The organism is Paracoccus sp. ME4, from assembly GCF_046736325.1.
Taxonomy (GTDB): Bacteria; Pseudomonadota; Alphaproteobacteria; order Rhodobacterales; family Rhodobacteraceae; genus Paracoccus.
The window spans coordinates 1,545,261-1,570,731 of sequence record NZ_CP151276.1 but is presented as its reverse complement, the minus strand read 5'-3'; the positions used below and the strand labels follow the sequence as shown (position 1 = coordinate 1,570,731).

At 70.0% G+C, this 25,471-nt stretch carries 23 protein-coding genes and 1 other annotated feature; of the genes, 9 read left to right on the top strand and 14 right to left on the bottom strand.

Annotated elements, in window-relative coordinates:
• Window positions 1-48: 48 nt before the first annotated feature.
• The 3 genes from sufB to coaBC are packed head-to-tail and all read right to left on the bottom strand — an operon-like array spanning window position 49 to window position 3,841.
• Window positions 49-1,569 (bottom strand): Fe-S cluster assembly protein SufB, encoded by a 1,521-nt coding sequence (sufB, locus tag AACG61_RS08055; RefSeq protein ID WP_411839479.1) that lies wholly within the window; start codon window positions 1,567-1,569, stop codon window positions 49-51.
• Window positions 1,569-2,657 (bottom strand): cysteine desulfurase family protein, encoded by a 1,089-nt coding sequence (locus tag AACG61_RS08050; RefSeq protein ID WP_411836626.1) that lies wholly within the window; start codon window positions 2,655-2,657, stop codon window positions 1,569-1,571. Before AACG61_RS08050 ends, sufB begins: the two co-directional genes overlap by 1 nt.
• The gene (gene coaBC, locus AACG61_RS08045) at window positions 2,654-3,841 is read right to left on the bottom strand and encodes a bifunctional phosphopantothenoylcysteine decarboxylase/phosphopantothenate--cysteine ligase CoaBC (protein ID WP_411836625.1); all 1,188 of its coding nucleotides are present in this window, start codon (window positions 3,839-3,841) and stop codon (window positions 2,654-2,656) included. The genes AACG61_RS08050 and coaBC overlap by 4 nt, the downstream gene beginning before the upstream one ends.
• Window positions 3,842-3,967: 126 nt before the next feature.
• Here coaBC and AACG61_RS08040 point away from each other — a divergent pair, with 126 nt between their 5' ends.
• Window positions 3,968-5,482 carry a YifB family Mg chelatase-like AAA ATPase gene (locus AACG61_RS08040; RefSeq protein ID WP_411836624.1) on the top strand — a complete coding sequence of 505 codons (1,515 nt, stop codon included), beginning with the start codon at window positions 3,968-3,970 and terminating at the stop codon, window positions 5,480-5,482.
• On the opposite strand, the gene gshB is transcribed toward AACG61_RS08040, so the two are convergent.
• From gshB to rsmI, 3 genes are read right to left on the bottom strand one after another with little or no spacing between them, the layout of a single operon-like run.
• Window positions 5,479-6,429: a glutathione synthase gene (gene gshB, locus AACG61_RS08035; RefSeq protein ID WP_411836623.1), complete on the bottom strand. Its 951-nt coding sequence runs from the start codon at window positions 6,427-6,429 to the stop codon at window positions 5,479-5,481. The two genes, AACG61_RS08040 and gshB, sit on opposite strands and share 4 nt — an antisense overlap.
• A gap of 58 nt (window positions 6,430-6,487) precedes the next feature.
• Window positions 6,488-6,868 (bottom strand): YraN family protein, encoded by a 381-nt coding sequence (locus AACG61_RS08030; protein WP_411836622.1) that lies wholly within the window; start codon window positions 6,866-6,868, stop codon window positions 6,488-6,490.
• Window positions 6,861-7,784 carry a 16S rRNA (cytidine(1402)-2'-O)-methyltransferase gene (gene rsmI, locus AACG61_RS08025; RefSeq protein WP_411836621.1) on the bottom strand — a complete coding sequence of 308 codons (924 nt, stop codon included), beginning with the start codon at window positions 7,782-7,784 and terminating at the stop codon, window positions 6,861-6,863. The genes AACG61_RS08030 and rsmI overlap by 8 nt, the downstream gene beginning before the upstream one ends.
• 121 nt (window positions 7,785-7,905) lie before the next feature.
• Here rsmI and AACG61_RS08020 point away from each other — a divergent pair, with 121 nt between their 5' ends.
• The 3 genes from AACG61_RS08020 (at window position 7,906) to murJ (ending at window position 13,436) form a co-directional block, all read left to right on the top strand.
• A complete protein-coding gene (locus tag AACG61_RS08020; RefSeq protein WP_411836620.1) occupies window positions 7,906-9,114 on the top strand; it encodes a penicillin-binding protein activator in 1,209 nt (402 codons plus the stop codon).
• Between the two features lie 63 nt (window positions 9,115-9,177).
• Window positions 9,178-11,907 carry a [protein-PII] uridylyltransferase gene (locus AACG61_RS08015; protein WP_411836619.1) on the top strand — a complete coding sequence of 910 codons (2,730 nt, stop codon included), beginning with the start codon at window positions 9,178-9,180 and terminating at the stop codon, window positions 11,905-11,907.
• The gene (murJ, locus tag AACG61_RS08010; RefSeq protein WP_411836618.1) at window positions 11,904-13,436 is read left to right on the top strand and encodes a murein biosynthesis integral membrane protein MurJ; all 1,533 of its coding nucleotides are present in this window, start codon (window positions 11,904-11,906) and stop codon (window positions 13,434-13,436) included. Before AACG61_RS08015 ends, murJ begins: the two co-directional genes overlap by 4 nt.
• Here the strand turns inward: murJ and AACG61_RS08005 are convergent.
• The gene (locus AACG61_RS08005) at window positions 13,433-14,134 is read right to left on the bottom strand and encodes a rhomboid family intramembrane serine protease (protein ID WP_411836617.1); all 702 of its coding nucleotides are present in this window, start codon (window positions 14,132-14,134) and stop codon (window positions 13,433-13,435) included. The two genes, murJ and AACG61_RS08005, sit on opposite strands and share 4 nt — an antisense overlap.
• A 74-nt stretch (window positions 14,135-14,208) precedes the next feature.
• Between AACG61_RS08005 and trpS the strand changes: the two genes are divergently transcribed.
• Together trpS and AACG61_RS07995 are read left to right on the top strand one after the other, a co-directional pair.
• Window positions 14,209-15,243 carry a tryptophan--tRNA ligase gene (gene trpS, locus AACG61_RS08000; RefSeq protein ID WP_411836616.1) on the top strand — a complete coding sequence of 345 codons (1,035 nt, stop codon included), beginning with the start codon at window positions 14,209-14,211 and terminating at the stop codon, window positions 15,241-15,243.
• 67 nt (window positions 15,244-15,310) lie between these two features.
• Window positions 15,311-15,366, top strand: a sequence feature (sul1 is cis-regulatory element that is thought to sense ions involved in sulfur or methionine metabolism; They are found in Alphaproteobacteria).
• Between the two features lie 63 nt (window positions 15,367-15,429).
• Window positions 15,430-16,908 carry a SulP family inorganic anion transporter gene (locus AACG61_RS07995; protein WP_411836615.1) on the top strand — a complete coding sequence of 493 codons (1,479 nt, stop codon included), beginning with the start codon at window positions 15,430-15,432 and terminating at the stop codon, window positions 16,906-16,908.
• Between the two features lie 36 nt (window positions 16,909-16,944).
• Here AACG61_RS07995 and AACG61_RS07990 read toward each other — a convergent pair whose 3' ends face one another.
• The 6 genes from AACG61_RS07990 to AACG61_RS07965 form a co-directional block, all read right to left on the bottom strand.
• The gene (locus AACG61_RS07990; RefSeq protein WP_411836614.1) at window positions 16,945-17,679 is read right to left on the bottom strand and encodes a hypothetical protein; all 735 of its coding nucleotides are present in this window, start codon (window positions 17,677-17,679) and stop codon (window positions 16,945-16,947) included.
• Between the two features lie 3 nt (window positions 17,680-17,682).
• Window positions 17,683-19,029, bottom strand: coding sequence for a hypothetical protein (locus AACG61_RS07985; protein ID WP_411836613.1), 1,347 nt, complete (start codon window positions 19,027-19,029; stop codon window positions 17,683-17,685).
• Between the two features lie 50 nt (window positions 19,030-19,079).
• Entirely contained in the window at window positions 19,080-19,706 is a 627-nt protein-coding gene (locus AACG61_RS07980; RefSeq protein ID WP_411836612.1) for a Crp/Fnr family transcriptional regulator, read from the bottom strand.
• A 393-nt stretch (window positions 19,707-20,099) separates the two neighbouring features.
• Window positions 20,100-21,080 (bottom strand): GGDEF domain-containing protein, encoded by a 981-nt coding sequence (locus tag AACG61_RS07975; protein WP_411836611.1) that lies wholly within the window; start codon window positions 21,078-21,080, stop codon window positions 20,100-20,102.
• 23 nt (window positions 21,081-21,103) lie between these two features.
• On the bottom strand, window positions 21,104-21,673 hold the full coding sequence (locus AACG61_RS07970; RefSeq protein ID WP_411836610.1) for a heme NO-binding domain-containing protein: 570 nt from the start codon (window positions 21,671-21,673) through the stop codon (window positions 21,104-21,106).
• A 70-nt stretch (window positions 21,674-21,743) separates the two neighbouring features.
• On the bottom strand, window positions 21,744-22,034 hold the full coding sequence (locus tag AACG61_RS07965; RefSeq protein WP_411836609.1) for a DUF3572 family protein: 291 nt from the start codon (window positions 22,032-22,034) through the stop codon (window positions 21,744-21,746).
• A gap of 178 nt (window positions 22,035-22,212) precedes the next feature.
• Here AACG61_RS07965 and AACG61_RS07960 point away from each other — a divergent pair, with 178 nt between their 5' ends.
• The 3 genes from AACG61_RS07960 to AACG61_RS07950 all read left to right on the top strand — a co-directional run bounded on the left by AACG61_RS07960 (window position 22,213) and on the right by AACG61_RS07950 (window position 24,682).
• Window positions 22,213-23,535: a diguanylate cyclase gene (locus AACG61_RS07960; protein WP_411836608.1), complete on the top strand. Its 1,323-nt coding sequence runs from the start codon at window positions 22,213-22,215 to the stop codon at window positions 23,533-23,535.
• 68 nt (window positions 23,536-23,603) lie between these two features.
• Window positions 23,604-24,005: a DUF983 domain-containing protein gene (locus tag AACG61_RS07955; RefSeq protein ID WP_411836607.1), complete on the top strand. Its 402-nt coding sequence runs from the start codon at window positions 23,604-23,606 to the stop codon at window positions 24,003-24,005.
• A complete protein-coding gene (locus AACG61_RS07950; protein WP_411836606.1) occupies window positions 24,002-24,682 on the top strand; it encodes a DNA mismatch repair protein MutT in 681 nt (226 codons plus the stop codon). The genes AACG61_RS07955 and AACG61_RS07950 overlap by 4 nt, the downstream gene beginning before the upstream one ends.
• Here the strand turns inward: AACG61_RS07950 and AACG61_RS07945 are convergent.
• The gene (locus AACG61_RS07945; protein WP_411836605.1) at window positions 24,679-25,449 is read right to left on the bottom strand and encodes an enoyl-CoA hydratase-related protein; all 771 of its coding nucleotides are present in this window, start codon (window positions 25,447-25,449) and stop codon (window positions 24,679-24,681) included. The genes AACG61_RS07950 and AACG61_RS07945 overlap by 4 nt on opposite strands.
• Window positions 25,450-25,471 lie beyond the last annotated feature (22 nt).

Below are 25,471 nucleotides of genomic sequence, written 5' to 3'. Positions count from 1 at the left end.
CGGGCGCCGATAGAGTGTGCGGCCGGACCCGCGGCCCGGCCGGAAAGATCAGCCCACCGAGCCTTCCAGCGAGATCGCGACCAGCGCCTGCGCCTCCATGGCGAACTCCATCGGCAGCGCCTGCAGGACCTCGCGGCAGAAGCCGTTGACGACCAGCGCCACCGCCTCCTCCTCGTCCATCCCGCGCGAGCGGCAGTAGAACAGCTGGTCGTCATCGACCTTGCTGGTGGTCGCCTCGTGCTCGACCCGGCTGGAGGTGTTCCTGACCTCGATGTAGGGTACCGTATGCGCGCCGCATTGATCGCCGATCAGCAGGCTGTCGCACTGGGTATAGTTCCGGCTGTTCGTCGCGCGCGGGTGCATGCTGACCTGACCGCGATAGGTGTTCTGCGCCTTGCCGGCCGAAATCCCCTTCGACACGATGCGCGAGCGGGTGTTCCTGCCAAGATGGATCATCTTGGTGCCGGTATCGGCCTGCTGGTGATTGTTGGCGATGGCGATGGAATAGAACTCGCCCTGCGATTCATTGCCGCGCAGGATGCAGGACGGGTATTTCCAGGTGATCGCCGACCCGGTCTCGACCTGGGTCCACATCACCTTGGCGCGGTCGCCGCGGCAATCGGCGCGCTTGGTGACGAAGTTGTAGATGCCGCCCTTGCCGTCCTCGTCGCCGGGGAACCAGTTCTGGACGGTCGAATACTTGACCTCGGCATCCTCCAGGATGACGATCTCGACGACCGCGGCATGCAGCTGGTTGGTGTCGCGCTTGGGCGCGGTGCAGCCTTCCAGATAGCTGACATGGGCACCCTTGTCGGCGATGATCAGCGTGCGCTCGAACTGGCCGGTGTTCTCCGCGTTGATGCGGAAATAGGTGGACAGTTCCATCGGGCAGCGCACCCCCTCGGGGATGTAGACGAACGAGCCGTCCGAGAAGACCGCGCTATTCAGCGTGGCGAAGAAGTTGTCCGACTGCGGCACGACGCTGCCCAGGTACTTCTTGACCAGCTCGGGATGCTCGCGGATCGCCTCGCTGATCGAACAGAAGATCACGCCCGCCTTGGCCAGCTCGTCCTTGAAGGTGGTGCCGACGCTGACGCTGTCGAAGACCGCGTCCACGGCCACGCGACGGCCCTCGGCGGGGGCGTTCTCGGCCCCCTCGACGCCCGCCAGGATCATCTGCTCCTTCAGCGGGATGCCCAGCTTCTCATAGGTCGCCAGCAGCTTGGGATCGACCTCGTCCAGGGACTTGGGCTTCTCCTGCATGCTCTTGGGACGCGCGTAGTAATACTGGTCCTGATAATCGATCACCGGATAGTTCAGCATGGCCCAGCTGGGCTCGGTCATGGTCACCCACCGCCGATAGGCCTCCAGCCGCCAGTCCAGCATCCATTGCGGCTCGTTGTTCTTCTCCGAGATCAGGCGGACGATGTCCTCGGACAGGCCCTTGGGGGCATAGTCCATCTCGATCTCGGTGTTCCAGCCATACTTGTAGCTGCCCATGTTCTGCACGGTCTCGACCGTTTCGCGGTCGACGCCTTCGCGCACGTCAAGATCGGTGGTCGCCGTCATCATCGTTCCTTCCTCGGTAGAGCGGACCCCTGCCCGCCCGTTCCAGTCACGCCATTCCTGTCGCGCCAGCGTGAATACGCGTTTTCCCAGGCATCCGCAAATCGGTTGATCTGATCGTCGTCCAAAGCCGGACTTATCGAAATCCGGATCGCCGATTGCGAAAGCTGATCGTCAAATCCCATCGCCTGCAGGGCGCCGCTGGCCCGGACCTTGCCGGACGAACAGGCCGACCCCGCCGAAATGGCAAAGCCCGCCAGATCCATCTGCATCACCTGGGTCTCGCCCTTCCAACCCGATGTAAGAAGGCAGGTCGTGTTCGGCAAGCGCGGGACGTCCTTTCCGACGATGACCGACTGCGGCGCGATGTCCATCAGCCGCGCCTCCAGCGCGTCGCGGCGCGCGCGCACCGCGTCCCACAGGCCCGCATCCAGGTCGCGCTGCGCGGCGGTGGCCGCGGCCGCGAAGGCCAGGATGCCGATCAGGTTCTCGGTCCCCGCGCGGCGCCCCTGCTCCTGTCCGCCACCCTTGATCAGCGGCGGCAGATCGGTGCCCTTCTTCAGGATCAGCGCGCCGATCCCTTTGGGCCCGCCCAGCTTGTGCGCGCTGACGAAACCGGCGGTGACGCCCAGCCAGTTGAAGGCGAAGGGCACCTTGCCGAAGGCCTGCGTCAGGTCGCTGCTGTGCAGCCCCTGCGGCAGGTCCTGCATCACGCCGGTCTCGTTGTTGGCCAGCTGCAGGCTGGTGCGCGCGGGGTCGGTGACGGTCACGATGCCATCGCCGTCCACCGCCAGATCGGTCTCGCACCAGACCTTGACGGCGCTGTGCTCGACGGGCGCACAGTGAAAGCCGCCCTGCCCCAGCACCATGGCCGCCGCCTCGGTCGCGCCCGCGGTGAAGACCACGTCGGCCCCATCCGCCCCCAGGGCCACGGCCACCTGCTCGCGCGCGCGCTCCAGCGCCATCTTGGCCGCGCGCCCCTCGGTATGGACCGAGGACGGGTTGCCCGCGATCTCAAGCGCCTCGATGATCGCGGCCTTGACCTCCGCGCGCAGGGGCGTGGTGGCGTTCCAGTCCAGATAGGTCCTCATCGCAGGGCCTCCGCAATGCGGGCCGCCAGCCGGGCGGCGACCTCGGTCTTGGTCAGCCGGGGCCAGCTCTCGACCCCCGCGTCGGAAATGATGGTGACGGCGTTTTCGGTCCCGCCCATGATGCCCGTGCCGGGGCTGACGTCATTCGCCACGATCCAGTCGCAGCCCTTGCGCAGGCGCTTGGCCGTCGCATGGGCCAGGACATCGGTCGTCTCGGCGGCAAAGCCCACCACCAGACGCGGCCGCGCCGGGGCACGGCTGATCCAGGCCAGGATGTCCGGATTCTCGGCCATCCGAAGGCTGGGCGGGCCGTCCGGACCCTTCTTGATCTTCTCCGCGCTGCCGTTCTCCACGCGCCAGTCCGCGACCGCGGCGGTCATCACCGCCGCATCCGCAGGCAAGGCCGCCTCGACGGCATCCCGCATCTGCTGCGCGGTCTCGACTCGGATCACCGCCACGCCCTGGGGCGGCGGCACCGCGGCGGGACCTGTGACAAAGCTCACCCGCGCGCCCAGATCGCGCAGCGCCGCGGCGATCGCGGTCCCCTGCGCCCCGCTGGAGCGGTTGGCGATATAGCGCACCGGGTCGATCGGCTCATGCGTCGGCCCCGAGGTCACCACGACATGACGCCCCGCCAGCGGCCCGTCGCTCAGCGCGGCGCGGATCGCGGCCAGGATCGCCTCGGGCTCGGCCATTCGGCCGGGGCCGTATTCGCCGCAGGCCATGTCGCCCTCATCGGGACCGACGGTCAGGATGCCGTCGTCCCGCAGTGCGGCCAGATTGCGCCGCGTCGCGGGATGGTCCCACATGCGCACGTTCATCGCGGGCGCGATCAGCACGCGCTTGTCGGTCGCCAGCAGCAGGGTCGAGGCCAGATCGTTCGCCGCCCCCTGCGCCATGCGCGCCATCAGATCGGCGGTGGCGGGCGCCACGACGACCAGATCGGCCCGGCGTGACAGTTGGATATGGCCGATCTCGGCCTCGGCGCCCTGATCCCACAGCGTGTCGTGGACCGGCTCTCCGGCCAGCACCGACAGGGTCATGGGGGTCACGAACTGCGATCCGGCCGCGGTCAGCACCGGCGTCACTGCCGCGCCCTCGGCCCGGATCAGCCGCACCAGGGCGGGGATCTTGAAGGCCGCGATCCCGCCGCCCACGATCAGCAATATCCGTCTGCCCTGCATGCCGCCCCCGCTACGTCCTGCGCCCCAGATAACCCCCCGCGCCCCCTGCCGCAAGGAAAGCCCGCCCGTTAACCTTTCCTTAAGGCGCATCCCGTTAACCATTGGCGAACCGTCGCGGAGAGCATCATGGTCGCCATCGCCTATTCCGTCGCCTTCGAGGGGATCGAGGCGCGCCTGGTCGAGGTGCAATGCGCCGTCGCGGCGGGCCTGCCCGGCTTCTCCATCGTGGGCCTGCCCGACAAGGCGGTCAGCGAGGCCAAGGAGCGGGTGCGCGCGGCCTTCGGGGCGCTGGCCATCGCCCTGCCGAACCGGCGGCTGACGGTCAACCTCTCGCCCGCGGACCTGCCCAAGGAGGGGTCGCATTTCGACCTGCCCATCGCGCTGGCCGTGCTGGCGGCGCTGGATCTGGTCCCCCGCGATGAGGTCGCCCGCTGCGTGGCCCTGGGGGAGCTGGCGCTGGACGGCCGCCTGGTGCCGGTCGCGGGCGCCTTGCCCGCCGCCGTCGCCGCGGCCGAGGAGGACCGCGCGCTGATCTGCCCCGAGGCCTGCGGCCCCGAAGCCGCCTGGATCGAGGCCGTGCCGGTCCTGGCCGCCGGCACGCTGCGCGCGGTGGTCGATCATCTGACCGACCGCCGCCCCCTGAGCCCGGCCCGGCCCGGCCTGCCCGAAGCCCCGGCCCCGGTCGCCTGCCTGTCGGCCGTCAAGGGTCAGGAACGCGCCAAGCGCGCGCTGGAGATCGCGGCGGCGGGTCGGCATCACCTGCTGATGGTCGGCCCGCCCGGCGCGGGCAAGACGCTCTTGGCGCGCAGGCTGCACGGGCTGCTGCCGCCCCTGACCGCGCGCGAGGCGCTGGAGACCTCCATCGTGCATTCCGTCGCGGGCCAGCTGAAGGATGGCCGCATCCTGCGCCAGGCGCCATTCCAGGACCCCCATCACGGCGCATCGCCCCCCTCCATCGTCGGGGGCGGCCCGCGCGCGCGTCCCGGCCAGATCAGCCTGGCGCATAACGGCGTGCTGTTTCTGGACGAGCTGCCCGAGTTCCAGCCCCGCGTGCTGGAGGCGCTGCGCCAGCCCATCGAATCGGGCGAGGTGTTCGTGACGCGGACCGCGGCGCAGATGCGCTATCCCTGCCGCTTCCTGCTGGTCGCCGCCGCCAATCCCTGCCGCTGCGGCCATCTGGCCGATCCGGCAAGCGCCTGCGCCCGCGCGCCGGCCTGCGGGGCCAGCTATCTGGGGCGCATCTCGGGGCCGATGCTGGACCGGTTCGACCTGCGGCTGGAGGTGGCGGGCGTGCCCATCGCCGATCATCCGGGCGCGGCCACGGGCGAGACCTCTGCCACGGTCGCGGCCCGCGTGGCGCGGGCGCGCGACATCCAGGCCGCGCGCTTTGCCGATCACCCCGAGGCGCGGGTGAACGCCGACGCCTCGGGCGCGCTGCTGGAGGAGATCGCCGCCCCCGATGCCGAGGGGCGCGCCCTGATCGCCGCGGCGGCCGACAGGCTGGGCCTGACGATGCGCGGCTATCACCGCGTGCTCCGCACGGCGCGCACCATCGCGGATCTGGCCGAGTCCGACCGGGTGCTGACCGACCACCTGCGCGAGGCGCTCAGCTATCGGCTGCCCTTCGTGGCGGGCGGCTAGCCCTTGGCGGCCACGCGCCGTTCGATCGCCTGCCAGATGGCCTCGGCGGCGTTGATGCCGTCGAAGCGCTCCAGCTCCTGGATGCCGGTGGGCGAGGTCACGTTGATCTCGGTCAGCCAGCCGTCGATCACGTCGATGCCGGTGAAGATCAGCCCCTTCTCGCGCAGGACGGGGGCCAGTCGGGCGCAGATCTCGCGCTCGCGCTCGGTCAGGCCGACCTTTTCGGCGCGCCCGCCGACATGCATGTTCGACCGCGCCTCGCCCTCCTGCGGGACGCGGTTGATGGCGCCCACGGGTTCGCCATCGACCAGGATCACGCGCTTGTCGCCCCTGACCACGGCAGGCAGGTATTTCTGCGCGATCATCGGCTCTCTGTTGATGCCCGCGAAGGTCTCCAGCAGCGACGACAGGTTCGGATCGCCCGGCTTCAGGTGGAACACCCCGGCGCCGCCATTACCGTAGAGTGGCTTGACGATGATCTCGCCGTGACGTTCGCGGAAGGCGCGGAAGGCGGCGGGGTCGCGGGCGATCATGGTGGGCGGCGTCAGGTCGGGGAAATCCAGCACCATCAGCTTTTCGGGGCAGTTCCGGACCCAGAACGGGTCGTTCACCACCAGCGTGCCGGGATGCACCCGATCCAGAAGATGGGTCGAAGTGACATAGCCCATGTCGAAGGGCGGGTCCTGGCGCAGCCAGACCACGTCGAATTCGGTCAGCTCGACCTCGGACCAATCGCCGAAGGTGACATGGTCGCCCTGGACCCGGCGCAGCGTCACGGGGCGGCCGCGCGCGATCACGCGGCCCTCGTCGTAGCGCAGCCGATCGACGGTATACTGGAACAGCCGATGACCGCGGGCCTGGGCCTCCAGCCCGATGCGGAAGGTGCTGTCGGCGGTGATCGAGACATGCTCGATCGGGTCCATCTGCAAGGCGACGTAGAGGCTCATCCGGCCCTCCTGGCTTTTCCTGACGTTGTGGCGCGGCGCCTCGCGGGATGCAAGGCCGTCAGCCCGCCCCGAAGGCGTCGGGCATCAGCGCGACCCGCCCCGTCGCATCGACCAGCGCCACGTCGAAGCGCATCGGCACCTCGCCCAGGGCCCGCGCCTCGCAATAGTCCAGCGCCGACAGCATGATCCGCCGCATCTGCGCGGGACCCAGAGCCTGCGCGGCCGTGTCGTGATCGCGCGCCGCCTTGACCTCGACGAAGACCAGATCCGCGCCGTCGCGCAGGATCAGGTCGATCTCTCCGCCCCGGCCCCGCCAGCGCGCCTCCAGCAGCGTCGCGCCGCGCGCCTGATAGTGGCGCAGCACCCCCTCCTCGGCCAGGCGCCCGGCCAGATCGGCAGTCCGGCCGCGACGGGCGCGCAAGGGTTGGGCGTCAGGCATCGTCGTCCTGCGCCATGCTCAGGGCCAGCTGATAGACGTCGCGGCGCGGCAGGCCCAGCTGCGTCGCCGCCTCGCGCGCGGCATCCTTGACCGACATGCGGCCCAGATGCTCGGCCAGCACGGCGCGCAGGCGGTCCTCGTCCATGACGGCCTCGGCGGGCCGGTCCAGCACCATCACGACCTCTCCCTTCAGCTCGGCCATGTGCGGATCGGCGGCCAGGGCGGCGGCCGTCCCGCGGATCACCTCCTCGAACTTCTTGGTCAGCTCGCGCGCGACCACCACCGTCCGATTCGGGTCAATCTCGCACAGATCCGCCAAGGTCCGGTTAACGCGGCGCGGGCTTTCGAACAGGATCAGCGTGCTGTCCACCGCCAGCCAGCGGCGCAGCCAGGTCAGCCGCGCGGCCTGGGTGGATGGCGGAAAGCCCAGGAACAGGAACCGGTCGCTTGGCAGGCCCGCCAGCGACAGCGCCGCCAGCGCTGAGGACGGCCCCGGCAGCGCATGGACCCGCGCCCCCGCCTGCGCCGCATCCAGCGCCAGCCGATAGCCCGGATCGGCCACCAGCGGCGTGCCCGCATCCGAGCAGTAGGCCACGCTATCCTGCCGCGCCAGCGCCGCCAGCAGCGCGGGACGCGCGCGGTCGCCGTTGTGGTCGTGATAGGCCAGGATGCGCCGGCCGCGCAGCGGGATGCCGTGGATGTCCATCAGGTGGCGCAGCACGCGGGTGTCCTCGGCGGCCAGCATGTCGGCGCTGTTCAGCACGTCCAGCGCACGCAGCGTGATGTCGCGGGCCGCCCCGATGGGGGTCGCGACCAGATAGAGGCCGGGCGTCAGGGCCGCCGCCTCGACATGGGCGCTCAGGCGGCGGGGCGGGTCGATGGGGTCGCGGCGGGGCGGGGTCTGGGGGTCGGGCATCCTGTCTCCGGTTGCGGTCGGCGGCCGGGTCGGGCGGGCCGGGGCTGATTGCCATTCGAACGGACAGGACATAGGCTGCCGCCATCCGCGCGCGTCATAGCATATTGCAGGGAAGTTTCACATGTCAGCCTTCGTCACAAGCCGCCCCGCCACGGGCCTGCGCCATGTCCTCATGAAAGCCGCGACGGTGGCCTCGGCGCTGTTCCTGGCCGCCTGCGAACCCACCGGCGGCACGACCCAGGCCCGCGGCCCCGAGACCGGGCCCCTGATCGACCCGTCCGAACCGGTGCGCGTGGCGCTGCTGGCGCCGGGCGGGACCGGCTCGCAGGACCTGGAATGGCTGGCGCGCAGCCTGAAGAACGCGGCCCGCATGGCAGCCGCCGACGCCCAGGGCGCGACCATCGATCTGCGCGTCTATGACAGCGGCGCTTCGACCGAGAGCGCCGTGGCCCAGGCCAACGCGGCCGCCGACGCGGGCGCGCAGATCATCCTGGGGCCGCTGTTCGCGGAAGGCGCGAATGCCGTCGGCAACGCGATGATGGCGCGCAACATCAACGTGCTGACCTTCTCGAACAACACGCAGGTCGCGGGCGGCAACGTCTTCGTGCTGGGCAACAGCTTCGAGAACATCGCCGACCGGCTGGTCGGATACGGCCTGTCGCAGGGCAAGCGCAACGTCCTGGTCGTGGCCGAGAACGACGTTGCGGGCCAGCTGGGCGGCCGCGCGATCGAGGCCGCGGTGGCGCGCAACGGCGCGCGTCTGGCGGGCCGGGTCGATCACCCGGTCTCGATCAGCGGTATCGACGGGGTGGTCCCGCGCATCACCGAGGCCGCGCGCACCGGCCAGGTCGATGCGGTCTTCATGACCGCCAACAACCAGGCCGTGCTGCCCTATCTGACGCAGAGCCTGGCCGCGGCGGGCGTCCGCTCGCCCGGCACGCAGATGGTGGGCCTGACCCGGTGGGACCAGCCGGCCGACCGCCTCGGCCTGCCGCAGCTGGCCGAGGGCTGGTTCGCGATCCCCGACCAGACCCTGCAGCGCCAGTTCGAGGCCCGCTATGCCCAGGCCTATGGCGAGGCGCCCCATCAGCTGGGTTCGCTGGCCTATGACGGGGTCGCGGCCATCGCCTCGCTGGTGCGCAACGGCCAGCGCAATGCGCTGACCTCGACCGGGCTGACGCAGCGCTCGGGCTTTGCGGGCGTGGGCGGGGTCTTCCGGCTGCAGCCCGACGGCACGGTCCAGCGCGGCCTGGCCGTGGCGACGATCCGGGGCGGCCAGCTGGTCGTACTGGACCCCGCGCCGCGCAATTCGCGCGGCTTGGGCTCGTAAGCGTGCTGGCAACGGCCTGAGCCGATGACGCAGGCGTCCCTCGCCGCCACCTCCCTGTCAGCCATGGCCGACACGGACCGGCTGATCGCGGATCTGGACCGGGCGCTGGCGCCGGTCACGGACGCGCGCGAGATCCGCGCGCGCACCGTCGCCACGCTGGCCCTGGCGCGGGCCGAGGGAATGGCCGCGATCGAGGCGGAGTTCGCCCGCCACCCCCGCGCCGCGCGCGAGACGGTGCGCGCCATCGCCATGCTGACCGACGCGCTGGTCACCGGCGTGCATCACGTCGCCACGACCCGCCTGCACCCCCAGCAATCGGCCTCCGAGACGCAGCGTCTGGCGGTGCTGGCCGTGGGCGGTTACGGCCGGGCCGAGATGGCGCCTGCATCCGATGTGGACCTGCTGTTCCTGACGCCCTGGAAGATCACGGGCTGGGCCGAGAGCGTCGTCGAATCGATGCTCTACATGCTGTGGGACCTGAAGCTGAAGATCGGCCATTCGATCCGCAGCGTGGACGACTGCCTGCGCCTCGGCGCGGCCGACATCACCATCCGCACCTCGCTGGTCGAGCATCGGCTGGTCACCGGCCACGCGCCCTTGGCCCAGGAGCTGCGCGACCGTCTGTGGTCCGAGCTGTTCGAGCGGACCGTCCCCGAATTCATCGAGGCCAAGCTGGAGGAGCGCGCCGCCCGCCATGCCCGCCAGGGCGGCCAGCGCTATGTCCTGGAGCCCAACGTCAAGGAGGGCAAGGGGGGCCTGCGCGACCTGCAGACCCTCTACTGGATCGCGAAATACATCCACCGCGTGGACCGCGCGGTCGAGCTGGTCGATCTGGGCGTCTTCACCCGCGAGGAGCATCTGGCCTTCTGGCAGGCCGAGGATTTCCTCTGGGCGGTGCGCAGCCACCTGCACCTGATCGCGGGGCGGCCGTCGGACGTGCTGTCCTTCGACATGCAGGTCGAGGTGGCGCGGCGCATGGGCTATGCCGACAGCACCGCACGCCGCGCGGTCGAGTATTTCATGCAGGACTACTTCCGCCACGCCACCCGCGTGGGCGAGCTGACCCGCGTCTTCCTGACCGAGCTGGAGACCCGCCACGTGCGCGCGGCCCCCTTCCTGGGCCGGCTGTTCCGGCGGCGGCGCAAGATGCGGCCCGGCTTCACCGACCAGCAGGGCCGCCTGTCCTATGCCGACGAGGCGCAGTTCCTGTCCGATCCGCTGAACATCCTGCGCCTGTTTGAGGAGGCCCTGCGCGCCGGCATCCTGATCCATCCCGAGGCGCTGCGCCTGGTGGCCGCGAACCTGCACCTGATCGACGACAAGGTGCAGTCCGACCCCGAGGCGATCCGCATCTTCATGGACCTGCTGCTGCGGCACGGGAACCCCGAACGGGCGCTGCGGCGCATGAACGAGCTGGGCGTGCTGGCCGCCTTCATCCCGGAATTCGAGCCGGTCGTGGCGATGATGCAGTTCAACCTGTATCACCACTACACCGTGGACGAGCATTCCATCCAATGCGTCGCAGCCCTGGCCGAGATCGAGCGGGGCGAACACCCCGAGGACCTGCCGCTGTCGTCCGAGATCATCCAGGCGGGCGTGAACCGCCGCGTGCTGTATCTGGCGACGCTGCTGCATGATATCGGCAAGGGCCGTCCCGAGGATCACTCGATCCTGGGGGCGCGGATCGTGCGGCGCATCGCCACGCGCTTCGGCTTTGCGCAGGACGACATCGACACGGTCGAATGGCTGGTGCGCCACCACCTGCTGATGTCGGACGTGGCGCAGAAGCGCGACATCGCCGATCCGCGCACGCTGCGCGACTTCGCCAAGGCGGTGAAGACCAGGAAGCGGCTGGACATGCTGCTGGTGCTGACCGTCTGCGACATCCGCGGCGTGGGTCCGGGCACCTGGAACAACTGGAAGGCCGCGCTGCTGCGCCAGCTGCACCAGGAGACCGCCGCCGCGCTGGACAACGGGCTGGAGGAGCTGAACCGCGACCGCCGCCAGACCGAGGCCAAGCGCTCGCTGCGCCACATGCTGATCGCGAAGGGCTGGGACGCGCGGAAGGTGCGGGCCGAGCTGGGGCGGCATTACGACGCCTATTGGCCGGGCCTGCAGACCGCGACACAGGCGGCCTTTGCCGAGATGCTGTCCGGCATCGGCCCCGACGAGATCCGCATCGACCTGCGCGCCGATCCGGACCGCGACGCCACCCGCGCGGCCTTCGTGTTGTCGGACCATCCGGGCATCTTCTCGCGGCTGGCGGGCGCGCTGACGCTGACCGGGGCGAACGTGGTCGATGCGCGCACCTATACCACGCGCGACGGCTATGCGACGGCGGTGTTCTGGGTGCAGGACAGCGAGGGCCGCCCCTTCGCCGAGGACCGCCTGCCCAAACTGCGCCAGACCATCCTGCGCACCCTGGCCGGCGAGATCGTCGCGCGCGAGGCCTTCGCCAGCCGCGACAAGCCCAAGAAGCGCAACCGCGAGTTCAAGTTTCCGACTCACATCACCTTCGACAACGAAGGCAGCGACATCTATACCATCATCGAGGTCGACACCCGCGACCGTCCGGGCCTGCTCTACGACCTGACGCGGACGCTGGCCGCGAACCACATCCAGATTGTCAGCGCCGTCATTGCCACCTATGGGGCGCAGGTGGTGGACAGCTTCTATGTCAAGGACATGTTCGGGCTGAAGCTGCACAGCGCCGCGAAACGCGACGGGCTGGAAAAGAAACTGCGCACGGCGATCGCCGATGGCGTGAAAAGGGCCGAGGCCGAACAGGCATGAAAAAAACAGGGCTGGTGCGGGGGTTCCTCTCCGTGGGTCTTTGGACGTTGACCTCGCGTGCGTCGGGCTTCGTGCGCGACATCCTGATGGCGGCCTGGCTGGGCACGGGCGCGGTGGCCGAGGCCTTCCTCATCGCGCTGTCCCTGCCAAACATGTTCCGCCGCTTCTTCGCGGAAGGGGCGTTCAACACCGCCTTCATCCCGATGTTCTCGAAGAAGCTGGAGGACCCCGAGGACGCGCGGCGCTTCGCGCGCGAGGCCTTCTCGGGGCTGTTCCTGACGGTGCTGGCGCTGTCGGCGGTGGCGATGATCTTCATGCCGGGGCTGGTCTGGCTGATGGCCTCGGGCTTCGTAGGCGACGAACGCTTCGACCTTGCGGTGGAATACGGGCGGATCACCTTCCCCTACATCCTGCTGATCTCCATGGCCTCGATGATCTCGGGCGTCCTGAATGCGAACGGGCGCTTCACCGCCGCCGCCGCCGCGCCCGTGCTGCTGAACCTGCTGTTCATCGTCGCCATGTATCTGGGCCGCTGGCAGGGCTGGGACCTGGGACTGACGCTGGCCTGGGCGACGCCTGTCACGGGCGTGGCCCAGCTGGCGCTGGTCTGGTGGGATGCGCGGCGGACCGGATACACCTTCTGGCCGCACCGCCCGCGCCTGACCCCCGACATGCGCCGCCTGATCGCGGTGGCGCTGCCTGCGGCCTTCGCGGGTGGCGTGGTGCAGATCAACCTGCTGGTCGGGCGTCAGGTCGGATCCCAGTTCGACGGGGCGATCGCGTGGCTGTCCTATTCGGACCGCCTCTATCAGCTGCCTTTGGGCGTCGTGGGCGCGGCGGTGGCCGTGGTGCTGCTGCCCGAGCTGGCGCGGCGCATCCGCGCCGAGGATCACGCGGGCGGGCAGACCGCCTTCTCGCGCGCGACCGAGTTCGGGCTGTTCCTGACCCTGCCCGCCGCCTTCGCCATCGCCGTCATCGCCGAGCCGATGGTCGCGACGCTGTTCGAACGCGGCGCTTTCACCGCCTTCGACACGCAGCAGACGGCGGCGGCGCTGGTCGTCTATGCCCTGGGCCTGCCGGCCTTCGTTCTGCAGAAGATCCTCCAGCCGCTTTATTTCGCGCGTGAGGATACCAGGACCCCGTTCCGCTTTGCCGTCATCTCGATGATCGTGAACGCGGTCGCGGCCTTCGGGCTGATGCCGCTGTTCGGCTTTCTGGCGGCGGCCCTGGCCACCAGCATCGCAGCCTGGATCATGGTCGCGCAGCTGTGGAGGGGCACCCGCGCCATGGGTCAGGCGGCGCGCGCCGATGCGCGCCTGCGCCGGGCGTTCCCGCGCATCCTTCTGTCGTCGGCGCTGATGGCAGGGGCGCTCTGGGCGATGCGCGGCTGGCTGGAGTCGGCGGGCATCGGGCGCGGCGCGGGGCTGGCGATCCTGGTCTTCGGGGGGGCTGCGATCTATTTCGCGCTGGCCATCGCGGTTGCGGGCTATCGCCCCTCCGAACTGCGCGCGGCGGTCCGGCGCGGCTAGCGCTGGCGCAGTTGCGCCAGGGCGCGCGCCAGCCCTCCGTCCACCAGCAGGAAGGAGAGCGCGAAGCCCCAGCCAAAGCCCGCGATCTCGGCGATCCAGCCCAGGCCCGCGCCGCCGAAGACCAGCCCGAAGACCAGCTGGAACGCCAGCAGCATGCCGATCAGCGTGAAGGCGCGCAGCCGGTTGGCGTTCTGCGCCGCCAGCCGCGTCCAGATCAGGAAGGTGAAGGCGCCCACCAGCCCATAGACCGCCGGATAGCCCCCGATCAGCGGCGCGGGCCGTGCGCCCGTCACCTGAACGACGGCCGCATAGACGGCCGCCCCGCCGATGGCCGATCCGAAGAACAGCGCCAGCACCGCCCAGGGGCGGAAGTTCTGCGCCACCATGTTGCCAAGCGCCAGCGTGAAGACCACCACGAACAGCGCATGCGTCAAGCTGGCATGGACGAAGACGAAGGACAGAAGCCGATAGGCCTGGTCCAGGTCCACCGCGCCATAGGTCCAGGCGCGCTGCAGCAGTTCGGGCGGAAAGGCCGCAAGGCGGATCGCGGAGAGGCGCAGCCCCACCCCTTCGGCCCCGCCGATCATGCCCATGGCGCCAAGCGCGAAGACGGCCTCCAGCGCGACGACCGGCAGGGCCAGCAGCCAGATGACCGGCGGCAGGGGGTTCAGGGGCGATTCGGGCAGGCCGGTGCGCATGGGCGTTCCTTGGGTTGCGAAGCACAGGACCAACCGCTAAGCCACGGGCCAGCAGATTCCAAGGCAGGCCCGTCATGTCCGACCCGATCGACACCCCCTTCCGTCCGCGCATCTTCTCGGGGATCCAGCCTTCGGGCGGGCTGACCCTGGGCAACTATCTGGGCGCGCTCAAGCGGTTCGCGGCGCTGCAGGGGGGCGCGGCCGAGACGGTCTACTGCATCGTCGATCTGCACGCGATCACCGTCTGGCAGGAGCCCGAGCAGCTGCGCGCCCGCATCCGCGAGGCGGCGGCGGCCTTCATGGCGGCGGGCGTCGATCCGGCGCAGTCGGTGCTGTTCAACCAATCCCAGGTCAGCGCCCATGCCGAGATGGCCTGGCTGTTCAACACGGTCGCCCGCGTCGGCTGGATGTACCGGATGACCCAGTTCAAGGACAAGGCCGGCAAGAACACCGAGAATGTCAGCCTGGGCCTTCTGGCCTATCCGGCGCTGATGGCGGCCGACATCCTGACCTATCAGGCGACCGCCGTGCCGGTGGGCGAGGACCAGAAGCAGCATCTGGAGCTGACCCGCGACATCGCGGCCAAGTTCAACCACGATTACGGCGTGAACCACTTCCCCATCACCGAGCCGCTGATCGAGGGTGTGGCGACCAAGGTCATGTCGCTGCGCGACGGATCGAAGAAGATGTCGAAATCCGACCCGTCGGATGCCAGCCGCATCAATCTGACCGACGATGCCGACACCATCGCCACCAAGATCCGCAAGGCCCGCACCGATGCCGACCCCCTGCCCGGCCAGATGGAGGGCCTGAAGGACCGCCCCGAGGCGCGCAACCTGGTCAACATCTTCGCGGCCCTTTCCGACCAGACGCCGGACCAGGTCCTGGCGCGGTTCGAGGGTCAGGGCTTCGGCGCGTTCAAGCCCGCCCTGGCGGAGGTCGCGGTCGAGGCGCTGTCGCCGATCACGCGGCGCATGTCGGACTACATGGCCGATCCGGCCCAGATCGACGCCATCCTGGCCGAGGGCGCGGAGCGGGCCGACGCCATCGCCACGCCGATCCTGGAGCGCACCAAGGAGATCATGGGCCTGCTGCGCACCCGCCGCTGAGGTCCTGATCTTTTGCCGTTGCGGGGTTGCATCCCCGCGGCGGCTGCGGGTATGAGCGTCGCATCCGCATGGACCCGGTGAAATTCCGGGTGGCTCTTCCGGCCGCCGATCCGCCGGACAATTCGAACCGTGACAGATGACTGTCGGACCGCAGGCCAGCACGGCCCGGTCGGGAACGGATGACGCATGTTTTCAATGACGACCTACAAGAACGAATGGCTGGGCAATGTCCGGCCCGACCTGCTGTCGGGCCTTGTGGTGGCCCTGGCCCTGATCCCCGAGGCGATCGCGTTTTCGCTGATCGCGGGGGTAGACCCCAAGGTGGGGCTCTATGCCAGCTTCTCCATCGCGGTCATCACCGCCATCGCGGGGGGACGGCCCGGCATGATCTCGGCCGCGACGGCGGCGACGGCGGTGCTGATGGTCACGCTGGTGCGCGACCACGGGCTGAACTACCTGCTGGCGGCCACGGTGCTGGCCGGGCTGATCCAGATCGCCTTCGGCCTGCTGAGGCTGGGGCGCTTCATGCGCTTCGTGTCGAAATCGGTGATGACCGGCTTTGTCAACGCGCTGGCGATCCTGATCTTCATGGCGCAGCTGCCCGAGCTGAACCCCGCGACGCCGGGCGTGGGCGCCTTCACCTATGTGCTGGTCGCGGCGGCGCTGGCGATCATCTACCTGTTCCCGCGCGTCACGCGGGCGGTGCCCTCGCCCCTGGTGGCAATCGTGGTCCTGACCGGGCTGGCCATGGCCTATGGCTGGGACGTGCGGACGGTGGGCGACATGGGCGCCCTGCCCGACACGCTGCCGGTCTTCCTGCTGCCCGACATCCCGCTGACGCTGGAGACGCTGCTGATCATCCTGCCCTATTCGCTGGCGGTCGCGGTCGTGGGTCTGCTGGAGAGCCTGATGACCCAGAACCTGGTCGACGAACAGACCGACACTCGCTCCAGCCGGACGCAGGAATGCATCGGCCAGGGTCTGGCCAACACCGCGACAGGCTTCATCGGCGGCATGGCCGGCTGCGCGATGATCGGGCAGTCGATGATCAACGTCAAATCCGGCGGCCGGGGGCGGCTGTCCTCCTTCACCGCCGGGGTGGCGCTGCTGATCCTGGTGGTCGTCTTCGGCGACCTGGTCAGCCGCATTCCCATGCCCGCGCTGGTCGCGATCATGATCATGGTGTCGATCGGGACCTTCAGCTGGTCGTCGCTCGGCGATCTGCGGCACCATCCGCGCACATCCTCGGTCGTGATGCTGGCGACGGTGGCGACGGTCGTCTGGACGCACAACCTGGCCATCGGCGTCGGCGTGGGCGTGCTGCTGTCGGGCGTCTTCTTTGCGGCCAAGATCGCGCAGCTGTTCCGCGTGACCTCGGTCCTGTCGGATGACGGGCGGCACCGCACCTATCGCGTGCAGGGGCAGATGTTCTATGCCTCGACCGAGGCGCTGATGGCGGCCTTCGACTTTGCCGAACCGCTGGAGACGGTGGCCATCGACGTCTCGGACGCGCATCTGTGGGACATCAGCGCGGTGCAGACGCTGGACATGGCGGTGGCCAAGTTCCGCCGCACGGGCACCGACGCGCGCGTGACGGGCATGAACGCCGCCTCGGCCACGCTGATGGACCGCCTGTCCATGCCGGATCGCCTGCCCGCGCATTGAGCGCCCTTGTCGGTCCGGTCCAAGCGGCCGGGCCGATCAGCCATCCGTCGGCGTGGTCAGCCCCAGATCGGCCATCTGTTCGGCGTCGAGGACGTTGATCTCGGCCGGCGGCGTGCGCAGCGCCAAAGGCATCAGCCGCAGGTCGACCCCCATCTGCACCAGATAATCCATGACCCCGGCCTGGGCGCGCTGCAGGTCGCTGACCGCCATGAAGGCGGGCAGGATCGTGCTCTGGCCAAAATAATGCTGGTGCACGCCCACCACGCCGCCCGCCGCGACCTGCCGCTCGGTGCCGCCCGCCAGGATATAGGGACAGGCCGACAGGCAGACCGCCCCGTCCGCGACCCGCGTGGCCATGCCCGCCGCCCGGATCGTGCGCCCGATGGCCAGCGCGTCCGAGACCGACCCGCCGGAACTGTCCAGCGCCACCACGGTCGCCGTGGGCCGCGTCCGGTTCAGCCAGGCCGCGAAACGGTCCGCGTCGCCGGGCCCGATCTGGCCCACAAGGGTGATCGCGCCATCGGCCTCGGCGAACTCCAGCGCCTCGGGCATGGTGCGCATCGCCGGGGCGCCGGGCTGGGCGGGATCGGCCGGGCGCAGGTCGGGGCGATAGGGCCGCACGCTCGGCCCCTGGGCGGGGGGCGCATAGAGGCCGGGGGCGGCGCGGCCCGGCGCCTGCCACAGATCCAGCCCCACGATGGCCGCCGCCATCACGACCTGCGACAGCAGCACGGCCCGGATCGCGCGCTGCGGCGAGGAGAGCAGGCCCATCGCTCAGGCCTCGGGGGTCGCGGGGCGGGCGGCGGGGTCCGGCGCGCGCTCGGCATGCAGGGCCTCGTGCTGGCGCAGCAGTTCGGACGCGGCCAGCGCGGCGCGCAGCTCTCCGACGGTCATGCGGTCGTCACTGTGGCCCTCGCCCCGGCCCGACCGGATCGCGGCCTGCACGACCATGATGACGAAGACCAGGACCGCGGGCAGAAGGTCGATGGCGATGGCGCCGGCCCAGGCCGGAACGAAGTTCCCCGCATAGGCGATGACCGCATCCGCCGCCGACATCGGCGTATAGAGCGCGTCATCCGCATCGGGCAGCGCCATGACCTCGGTCGCGGCCTGGGCCAGGGTCTGGGCGCGCTGCTCGACCAGCCCCAGGACCGAGGTGATGGTGCTGGACTGTCCCGCGCGCGTGGCCTCGGTCGAGCCGTCCAGTTCCGGCAGCACGACGGCCTCGGACAGGTCCAGCGCGGCGCGCGCGACCAGCGGCGCGGGGTTCAGCTGCCGCAGCTGGGTGATCAGGCCCGCCAGCTGCACCGCGTCCTCGGAGAAGCGCACGGTGCGGTCCTCCAGCGGACCCGGCTCGACCGAGGTGCCGCGCATGCGCGACAGGATGATGTTGCCCTGGGCGAAGGTGTCCTCGATCGAGGTCTCGACCGCCAGCAGCTGATCCTCCAGCGCCTGCAGCTCCGAGCCCTTCTGGGTCAGCACCCGGAACACCGCCCCGCGTCCGGAGAAGCCCGACAGCGTGCCGCCCGCCTCCTGTTCGGACAGGTCGCCGAAGCTCTGCCGGACGCGGGTCACGTCGCGCACCAGCGACTGCCCCGCGACCGCATTGGCATGCGCCCGCTCCAGCGAGGTCTGATAGCTCTGGACGGTCGCGGCCATGTGCGTCTCGACGGCGGCGGTGCCGGCCAGGGCCGCGGCGTTCAGCCAGGACGACATCGCCACGATGGCCACCGAGCCGAGCGCCATAGTCAGCAGCAGCCCCACGCGCGACGCGGCCGAGCGCACCGCCGGCAGCAGCCGCAGCATGTAGGACCAGAAAACGAAGATGCCGACCGACACCGCGATCGAATAGGCCAGCGCCGCGAAGGTCGTCCACAGGCCGGGGCTGTCCAAGAGCGTCCGCACCCCCAGATAGGTATAGATCCCCGACGCCGCCGACAGCACCCCGAGCGCGGTCGAGGTGAAGCTGTCCAGCCAGTCCAGATGCCGCTCCAGTTCGCGCGCATAGCGGTCGCCCATCCGGTCGCGACCGGCAAGGGCCTGCGATGGGGGGCGAAGGGCGGGGTCGGTGGGGCGGGCATCCTGGGACATGCGGTCTCCGATCGGGCTGGGCTTGCGCACAGATAACCGCAGGATGCCGGAAATCTCAGCCCTTCAGGCCGCGCGGGCGGTCACGCTTTCGGCATGTCCAGCAACGCGCCGTCGTCCTCGGGGCCAGCACCGGTCGCATCCCCCCTGCCGGCATCGCGCAGGCGGGCGCGGTCCAGCACCCGGATCGTGCCGCGGCCCAGATCGACGATCCCCTCGGCGCGCAGCTGCGACAGGGTCCGGTTCACCGTCTGGCGCGAGCAGCCGGCAAAGGCCGCAAGCTCCGCCTGGCTCAGCCGGATCTGCGGCGCGTCGGGAGTGGTCAGGGACAGAAGATGGATGCGGACGCGATGTTCCGAAGCATAGAACATGGCAATGGACTGTTGCCGGTTGTCGCGCGTCAGGCGGTCGTGAAAGATGTTCGCAAGGTTGCGGACCAGCAGGTCGTGCGGCATGTGCCGCATGATCATCGCGGCATTGACCAGCAGCAGGGTGCTGTCCGGCAGTGCGGTGCAACCGGCCGCGCAGGTCCGGCCCGAGAACTGCTCGACCTCGCCCATCACCTCGCCGGGACCGGCCAGATGGGCCAGCACGCGGTTGCCGTCGCGGTCAAGATAGCTGACCTCGATCCGGCCCTTCAGGATCAGATAGGCCCAGTCCGCGACCTCGCCCTGACGCAGGACCTCCAGCGGCTGCAAGACGGAGATCATCCGCGCCTCCGCAAGCAGCGCGGACAGGCCCTCATGGGTGATGCCGGCCAGTATCGCGGGGCGCAGACGTCTGAGAAGGTCAAGGATGTCCGACCCGGCCGGGATGGACCTGGATATCCGCGCCGTCATGTCTGCACCGCCGCCCGAACCATGAGGCGATGGTGACATCTTGCGCGGCAAGATGGAACCGCAATCTGGTGCGGCGGGACCGTGATCCCGCCGCAACGCATCGTCGGGCGGGGCGGATGATCGGAACACAGGGCGACAGGAACGATGCCCCGCTCCTGTCCCGACCTTAGCGCGGATTCCGCCTCGCCGTCTGTCGCGGAGACGACACAGCCGGTGTTTTCCCGCATCAGGCCGTCACGGACCATCGCACGGGGGCGGCCGGCGTCACGGCACGATCGTCGCGCAGGCGCGCCCGCGGGCCTTGGACTCGTAGAGCCCCCTGTCGGCGATCGCCAGGATCTCGTCGGGATGGGTGGGAACGGCATGCGTCCAGATCACGATGCCGAGGCTGGCCGAGGTCACCAGCGGCGCCAGCTCCCTGGGCGACAGCGCCTCGATGGCGCGGATGATGCGCAGTGCCAGATGGCTCAATGCGGTGCGCGAGGTCATGCCCTTGAGGATCAGCACGAACTCGTCCCCGCCGATGCGGGCGGCGGTGTCGGCCTTGCGGATCTGCCCGCGCAGCACCTGGCCCACGGCGCGCAGCAGCTCGTCGCCCGCCTGATGGCCCAGCTGGTCGTTCACCTGCTTGAACTGATCCAGGTCCAGATGCACCAAGGCGAAGGGCTGCGGCCCTGCATCCGGCAGATCGGAAGGCCGCAGCGCCTGCGCCAGCGCCTGCTCCAGCCCGCGCCGGTTGTGCAGCCCGGTCAGCGGATCGGTCAACGCCTGCATCAGCGCCTGTTCGCGCGACTGCGCCAGCTGCGCATTGAAGCGCGACAGCTCGGTCAGGACGCCGCGATTGGCCTCGTGCAGGAACAGCAGTTCCATCGCGAGGTCCGAGGGGGCGAAGTCGTCGTCGGTCAGCCCGGCGGTCCGGATCGCGTGATGCAGGCTGATGCCGAAGCCGAAGTTGACCAGCATGCTGCCGTCCTCGACGCGGATGCCGTGGCCGCGCAGGACGACGTCGCGCGCGCAGACCACACGCAGAAACAGGCGGCGGCGCTGGTCGATCGCGACACGCATCTCGGCCAACGGACAGCCCGTCCGCCCGGCGCGCGTCGGCGCCAGGCGGCCGGGCAGGCCCTCCGAGAGGTCGGGAACCAGCTTGGCCAGCGTCGGCCCCACCGACAGGACCGTTCCCCCATCCTCCAGCCACAGATGCATCGGCAGAAGCTGCGCCAGCGCCCCGGTCCCCAGCTGCATGACGGCGTCCCGCAACGCCGCGGTCACGACAGCACCGTTCCGGCCGGAACCATGGCCTGCAGGCTGAACAGCCGCCCTTCGGCGAACTGCTCGTCCCAGATGTCCACCCTGATCGCGGCATCGTCGGCGGCGATCAGGCACAGCGCGCCGTAATCATCCGCCATCCCCCGGATCAGCCCGATGAGGAAATGCTGCCAGGATTCGTCCAGATCCAGCATGATCAGCCAGACGGTCTGATCGCCGGAGGCGACCTCGATCGGCGGGACCACCAGATCGGGCAGGACCAGATGCGCGCGGCCCGGCAGTTCGTCCAGGCGCAGGAGGAAGTCCCGGAAGTCGCGCCCCGAGAAGCGCAGCAGGCGGCGGATCGGCTCGATCCGCGTCATCCAGCCGCCCAGATCCTCGATCATCTCGCTGCGCGGCTTGCGCAAGCGGAAGGCCGCTCGGTCGAGGCAGTCCGAGCCCGCGGCGAGGATCCCGCCGGACAGACTGCCCGCCGCGACGGCCGTCTCCTCCAGCACCGCCTGGACCAGCCCCTCCCCGTAAGTTGAGCGGAGAAACTCCTCGATCGCGCGATTGATCAGACCGTTCATGCCCACCTCGATTCGAACCGAGATTAGCGCCCGGGCGTAAACAAACCGGAAAGATGGTGGCGGAATTCCGCTAATCCGCGGTCCAGCCGTAGCTTCCCGGGCCGGAAAGCGCCGTCCGGGCGGCCATGACGTCCTGGGGCCGCAGCCCGAGGGCTTGCGCAAAGGCGATCACCCGGTCATCGTCTTCCGTCACGAAATCAAGAAGGTAGAGCGCGATGTCGGGCCTGTCCGCGAAATCCCGCAGATCAGAGGGCTGCAGCCCCGCGCCCTCCATGAACGCGCCGAGGTCGTCGGGGCGGTCCACCAGGGCGATCAGCACCTGCTGGGCAAGATCGGCCGCTTGCGTCACCGAATAGGCCATGTGGTCCCTCAAGTATCAATTTCGTGAGCACGTCGGAAATGAAACCCTTTGTTAAGCATTTTAGGCGAATTTGAAATGAATAAGTCGGGGTTTTCTGGATAGGCCGATGACAGCACGCATCCTTATTGCAGACGGCGCATCCACGGCGCGGATCACGTTGAAGGTCCGCCTATCGGCCGTGCGCTACGACGTCGTCGCGGCGGGGACGCGCGAACAGCTGGCGCGGCAGCTAGATGACGGGTTGCCGGACCTGATCATCATCAGCGGCGCCCTGCCCGACCTGCCTGCCGATGCGCTGTGCTCCGCGATCTCCTGCGATCCGCGCCTGAGCGAGGTTCCGATCCTGATGCTGGTCCCGGCCGAGGCGCGGCTGGCCGCGCTGCAGGCCGGCGCCGCGGCGACGCTGGAGCCCGACAGCGGCGACGAGATCCTGCTGGCCCGGATCCGCAACATCCTGCGGCAATCCGATGCCCCGGGCGATGCGGGCGTCGCGATGGGCATGGCCGAGGCGCCCGCGGCCTTCGATCACGGCACCCGCCCGCTGGTCGTCCTGGTGGCCGAGAGCCCCGCGCGCGCGCTGTGCTGGCGCAAGATGCTGTCGGACCGGATGAGCTGCCGCTTCGAGGTGCGCGACCCCGACCAGGCCCTGGGCGCCGCCGCCGAGGGCCGTCAGGTCGATCTCTACCTGATCGCCGCCGACCTGCGCGAGCGTGGTGACGGGCTGCGCCTGCTGTCCGAGCTGCGCAGCCGGCACGGCTCGCGCGATGCGGGCTTCGTCATCGCCATCGCGCCGGACCGCCACGAGCTCTCGGCGATCGCGCTGGACCTGGGCGCGGGCGAGGTGATCGCCGACCTGCTGGACACGTCCGCCGCCGCCGAGGCCGCCGCCATGTCGCTGCAGATGCTGCTGTCACGCAAGTCGCGCAGCGACCAGCGCCGCGCCGAGGTTCGCCGTCACATGGTCTGGGCGATGACCGATCCGCTGACCGGGCTGCACAACCGCCGCTATGCGCTGCCCAAGCTCGCCGACATCGTGCGCGCCTCGGCGCAGTCCGGGCGCAGCTTCGGCGTCTTCGCGATCGATCTGGACCATTTCAAGGCCGTGAACGACCGCCACGGCCATACCGCAGGCGATGCCGTCCTGGCCGAGATCGCCACCCGCATGCGCGACACGGTCGGCCCGGACGGGCTGATCGCGCGGATGGGCGGAGAGGAGTTCCTGGTGGTGCTGGGCGACTGTCCGACGGTGCGCGCCATGCAGATCGCCGAGGCCCTGCGCCTGGCGGTGCAGGCGCGCCCGGTGCGGCTGCCGGGGGTCTCGGGCGGCGGGCAACTGCGCGTCACCGCCTCCGTGGGCCTTGCACTCGGCCGGGGCGACGGCGACAGCTGGCCAGAGCAGGTCGCGCATCTGGTGCTGGAGCAGGCGGACCGCGCCCTGCTGGCCGCGAAGGCGGCCGGGCGGAACCGCGTCGTCTGCGCCACGACGCAGCATGCGGCGTAGAGGGTGCTTTCCACCGCCCGTCCCCGCCGGTAGGATCGCAGCCGAACAGCGATCAGCGGAGCATGCGCATGAGCCAGGCCACCGACATCAGTCCGGACGACCGCCCGACGGGCCGGGCCATGCTGCGCGGCGCGCGCGGCCGCTGCCCCGCCTGCGGCGAGGGGCGCCTGTTCAGCCGCTATCTCAAGGTCGCCGACCATTGCCCCGCCTGCAACGAAGCGCTGCACCATCAGCGCGCCGATGACGGACCGGCCTATCTGACCGTGCTGATCGTGTCGCATCTGGGTGCGCCGCTGCTCTTGGCCTCGTTCATCGCGTGGCGGCCCAGTGCCGCGACGATGATCTGGTCCTTCGGGATCGGCGCGATCGTGCTGTCGCTGATGCTGCTGCCGATCATGAAGGGCGGCATGGTGGGCCTGCAATGGGCGCGGCGCATGCACGGGTTCGACGACGGGGCGGCGCGGCGATGACCGCCGAGGGTCCGGCGATCCGCGATGCGGCGACGGTGCTGGTCGTGCGTCGGATGGACGGTCAGGACGCGGTTCTGATGGGCATGCGCGGCGCGGGGGCGGCCTTCATGCCGTCGAAATTCGTCTTTCCGGGCGGCGCGGTCGATCCGGGCGACGCGGACGTCGCGCTGGCCGGGACGATCGGAGAGCCCTGTCGCGCCCGTCTGGCCGATGGGCAGGGCCCCGGCCCGGACGCCATCGCCGCAGCGGCGCTGCGCGAGCTGGCCGAGGAGACCGGCCTGCTGATCGGCCGACCCGATGACCGCCCCTGCCCTTGGCCGGGCTTTTCCGAGGCCGGGCTGACGCCGGACGCCTCGGCGCTGATCTATCTGTTCCGCGCGATCACGCCGCCGGGGCGGCCGCGCCGCTTCGATGCGCATTTCCTGGTGGTCGATGCCGACCGCATCCAGGGCGACCCGGACGATTTCAGCGCCGCCTGCGACGAGCTTTCGCACCTGCACTGGGTCCCGATGGCCGAGGTGCGGGCGCTGGACCTGCCCTTCATCACCGAGGTCGTGCTGGCCGAGCTGGGCGCGCTTCTGGCGCTGCGCGAGGAGGGCCAGCCGCTGCGCCCGCCCGCGACGGTGCCGTTCTTCGACAATCGCGGACCGGCGCCGGTGTTCCGCCAGATCGCCTAGCGGCCCCGAAAGACCGGCTTGCGCTTCTGCAGGAAGGCGCCGACGCCTTCCGCGAAATCGGCGCTGTGCCCGGCGCGCCCCTGCAGCCGCGCCTCGACCGCCAGCTGCTCGCCCATGTCGTTGCCGAACGAGGCCGCCAGCGCCTCGCGGATCGACAGGAAGGCCTGGGTCGGCCCCTGCGCCAGCGCCTGCGCGCGGCGGGCGACGCCGGCGTGGAAGTCGTCATCGGGCAGCGCCTCCCAAATCAGGCCCCAATCCGCCGCCTGCCGGGCCGTCACGGGTTCGGCGAACAGCATCATGCCCATCGCCCGCGCCGCGCCGACCGCCCGCGGGATGATCCAGGTGCCGCCCGCATCCGGGATCAGCCCGATGCGCGTGAAGGCCTGGATGAAGGTCGCGCTTTCCGTGGCGATCACCACATCGGCGGCCAGCGCCAGATTGGCCCCGGCCCCGGCCGCGACGCCGTTCACCGCCGCGATGACGGGCACCGCGCAGCCGGTGATCGCGGCCAGCATCGGCTCATATTCCTCGCGCAGGGTGCGCTCCAGATCGATGGCGGAGGCCGCGTCGGTCAGGTCCTGCCCCGAGCAAAAGCCGCGGCCCGCCCCGGTGATGACGACCGAGCGCACGCCTTCGGGCAGGTGCGTCAACGCGGCCGTGATCTCGGCGCGCATCCGGCCGTTCAGCGCGTTCAGTGCCTCGGGGCGGTTCAGCGTCAGCGTCGCGACGCCCTCGGCGACGGACAGAAGTATGGTCTCATAGGTCATGGCGGCCTCCCTTTGACGCGGA

Coding starts and splice junctions, on each gene's coding strand:
- sufB (WP_411839479.1), bottom strand. CDS start 1,569: ATGACGGCGACCACCGATCTTGACGTGCGCGAAGGCGTCGACCGCGAA.
- AACG61_RS08050 (WP_411836626.1), bottom strand. CDS start 2,657: ATGAGGACCTATCTGGACTGGAACGCCACCACGCCCCTGCGCGCGGAG.
- coaBC (WP_411836625.1), bottom strand. CDS start 3,841: ATGCAGGGCAGACGGATATTGCTGATCGTGGGCGGCGGGATCGCGGCC.
- AACG61_RS08040 (WP_411836624.1), top strand. CDS start 3,968: ATGGTCGCCATCGCCTATTCCGTCGCCTTCGAGGGGATCGAGGCGCGC.
- gshB (WP_411836623.1), bottom strand. CDS start 6,429: ATGAGCCTCTACGTCGCCTTGCAGATGGACCCGATCGAGCATGTCTCG.
- AACG61_RS08030 (WP_411836622.1), bottom strand. CDS start 6,868: ATGCCTGACGCCCAACCCTTGCGCGCCCGTCGCGGCCGGACTGCCGAT.
- rsmI (WP_411836621.1), bottom strand. CDS start 7,784: ATGCCCGACCCCCAGACCCCGCCCCGCCGCGACCCCATCGACCCGCCC.
- AACG61_RS08020 (WP_411836620.1), top strand. CDS start 7,906: ATGTCAGCCTTCGTCACAAGCCGCCCCGCCACGGGCCTGCGCCATGTC.
- AACG61_RS08015 (WP_411836619.1), top strand. CDS start 9,178: ATGGCCGACACGGACCGGCTGATCGCGGATCTGGACCGGGCGCTGGCG.
- murJ (WP_411836618.1), top strand. CDS start 11,904: ATGAAAAAAACAGGGCTGGTGCGGGGGTTCCTCTCCGTGGGTCTTTGG.
- AACG61_RS08005 (WP_411836617.1), bottom strand. CDS start 14,134: ATGCGCACCGGCCTGCCCGAATCGCCCCTGAACCCCCTGCCGCCGGTC.
- trpS (WP_411836616.1), top strand. CDS start 14,209: ATGTCCGACCCGATCGACACCCCCTTCCGTCCGCGCATCTTCTCGGGG.
- AACG61_RS07995 (WP_411836615.1), top strand. CDS start 15,430: ATGTTTTCAATGACGACCTACAAGAACGAATGGCTGGGCAATGTCCGG.
- AACG61_RS07990 (WP_411836614.1), bottom strand. CDS start 17,679: ATGGGCCTGCTCTCCTCGCCGCAGCGCGCGATCCGGGCCGTGCTGCTG.
- AACG61_RS07980 (WP_411836612.1), bottom strand. CDS start 19,706: ATGATCTCCGTCTTGCAGCCGCTGGAGGTCCTGCGTCAGGGCGAGGTC.
- AACG61_RS07975 (WP_411836611.1), bottom strand. CDS start 21,080: ATGCAGCTGGGGACCGGGGCGCTGGCGCAGCTTCTGCCGATGCATCTG.
- AACG61_RS07970 (WP_411836610.1), bottom strand. CDS start 21,673: ATGAACGGTCTGATCAATCGCGCGATCGAGGAGTTTCTCCGCTCAACT.
- AACG61_RS07965 (WP_411836609.1), bottom strand. CDS start 22,034: ATGGCCTATTCGGTGACGCAAGCGGCCGATCTTGCCCAGCAGGTGCTG.
- AACG61_RS07955 (WP_411836607.1), top strand. CDS start 23,604: ATGAGCCAGGCCACCGACATCAGTCCGGACGACCGCCCGACGGGCCGG.
- AACG61_RS07950 (WP_411836606.1), top strand. CDS start 24,002: ATGACCGCCGAGGGTCCGGCGATCCGCGATGCGGCGACGGTGCTGGTC.
- AACG61_RS07945 (WP_411836605.1), bottom strand. CDS start 25,449: ATGACCTATGAGACCATACTTCTGTCCGTCGCCGAGGGCGTCGCGACG.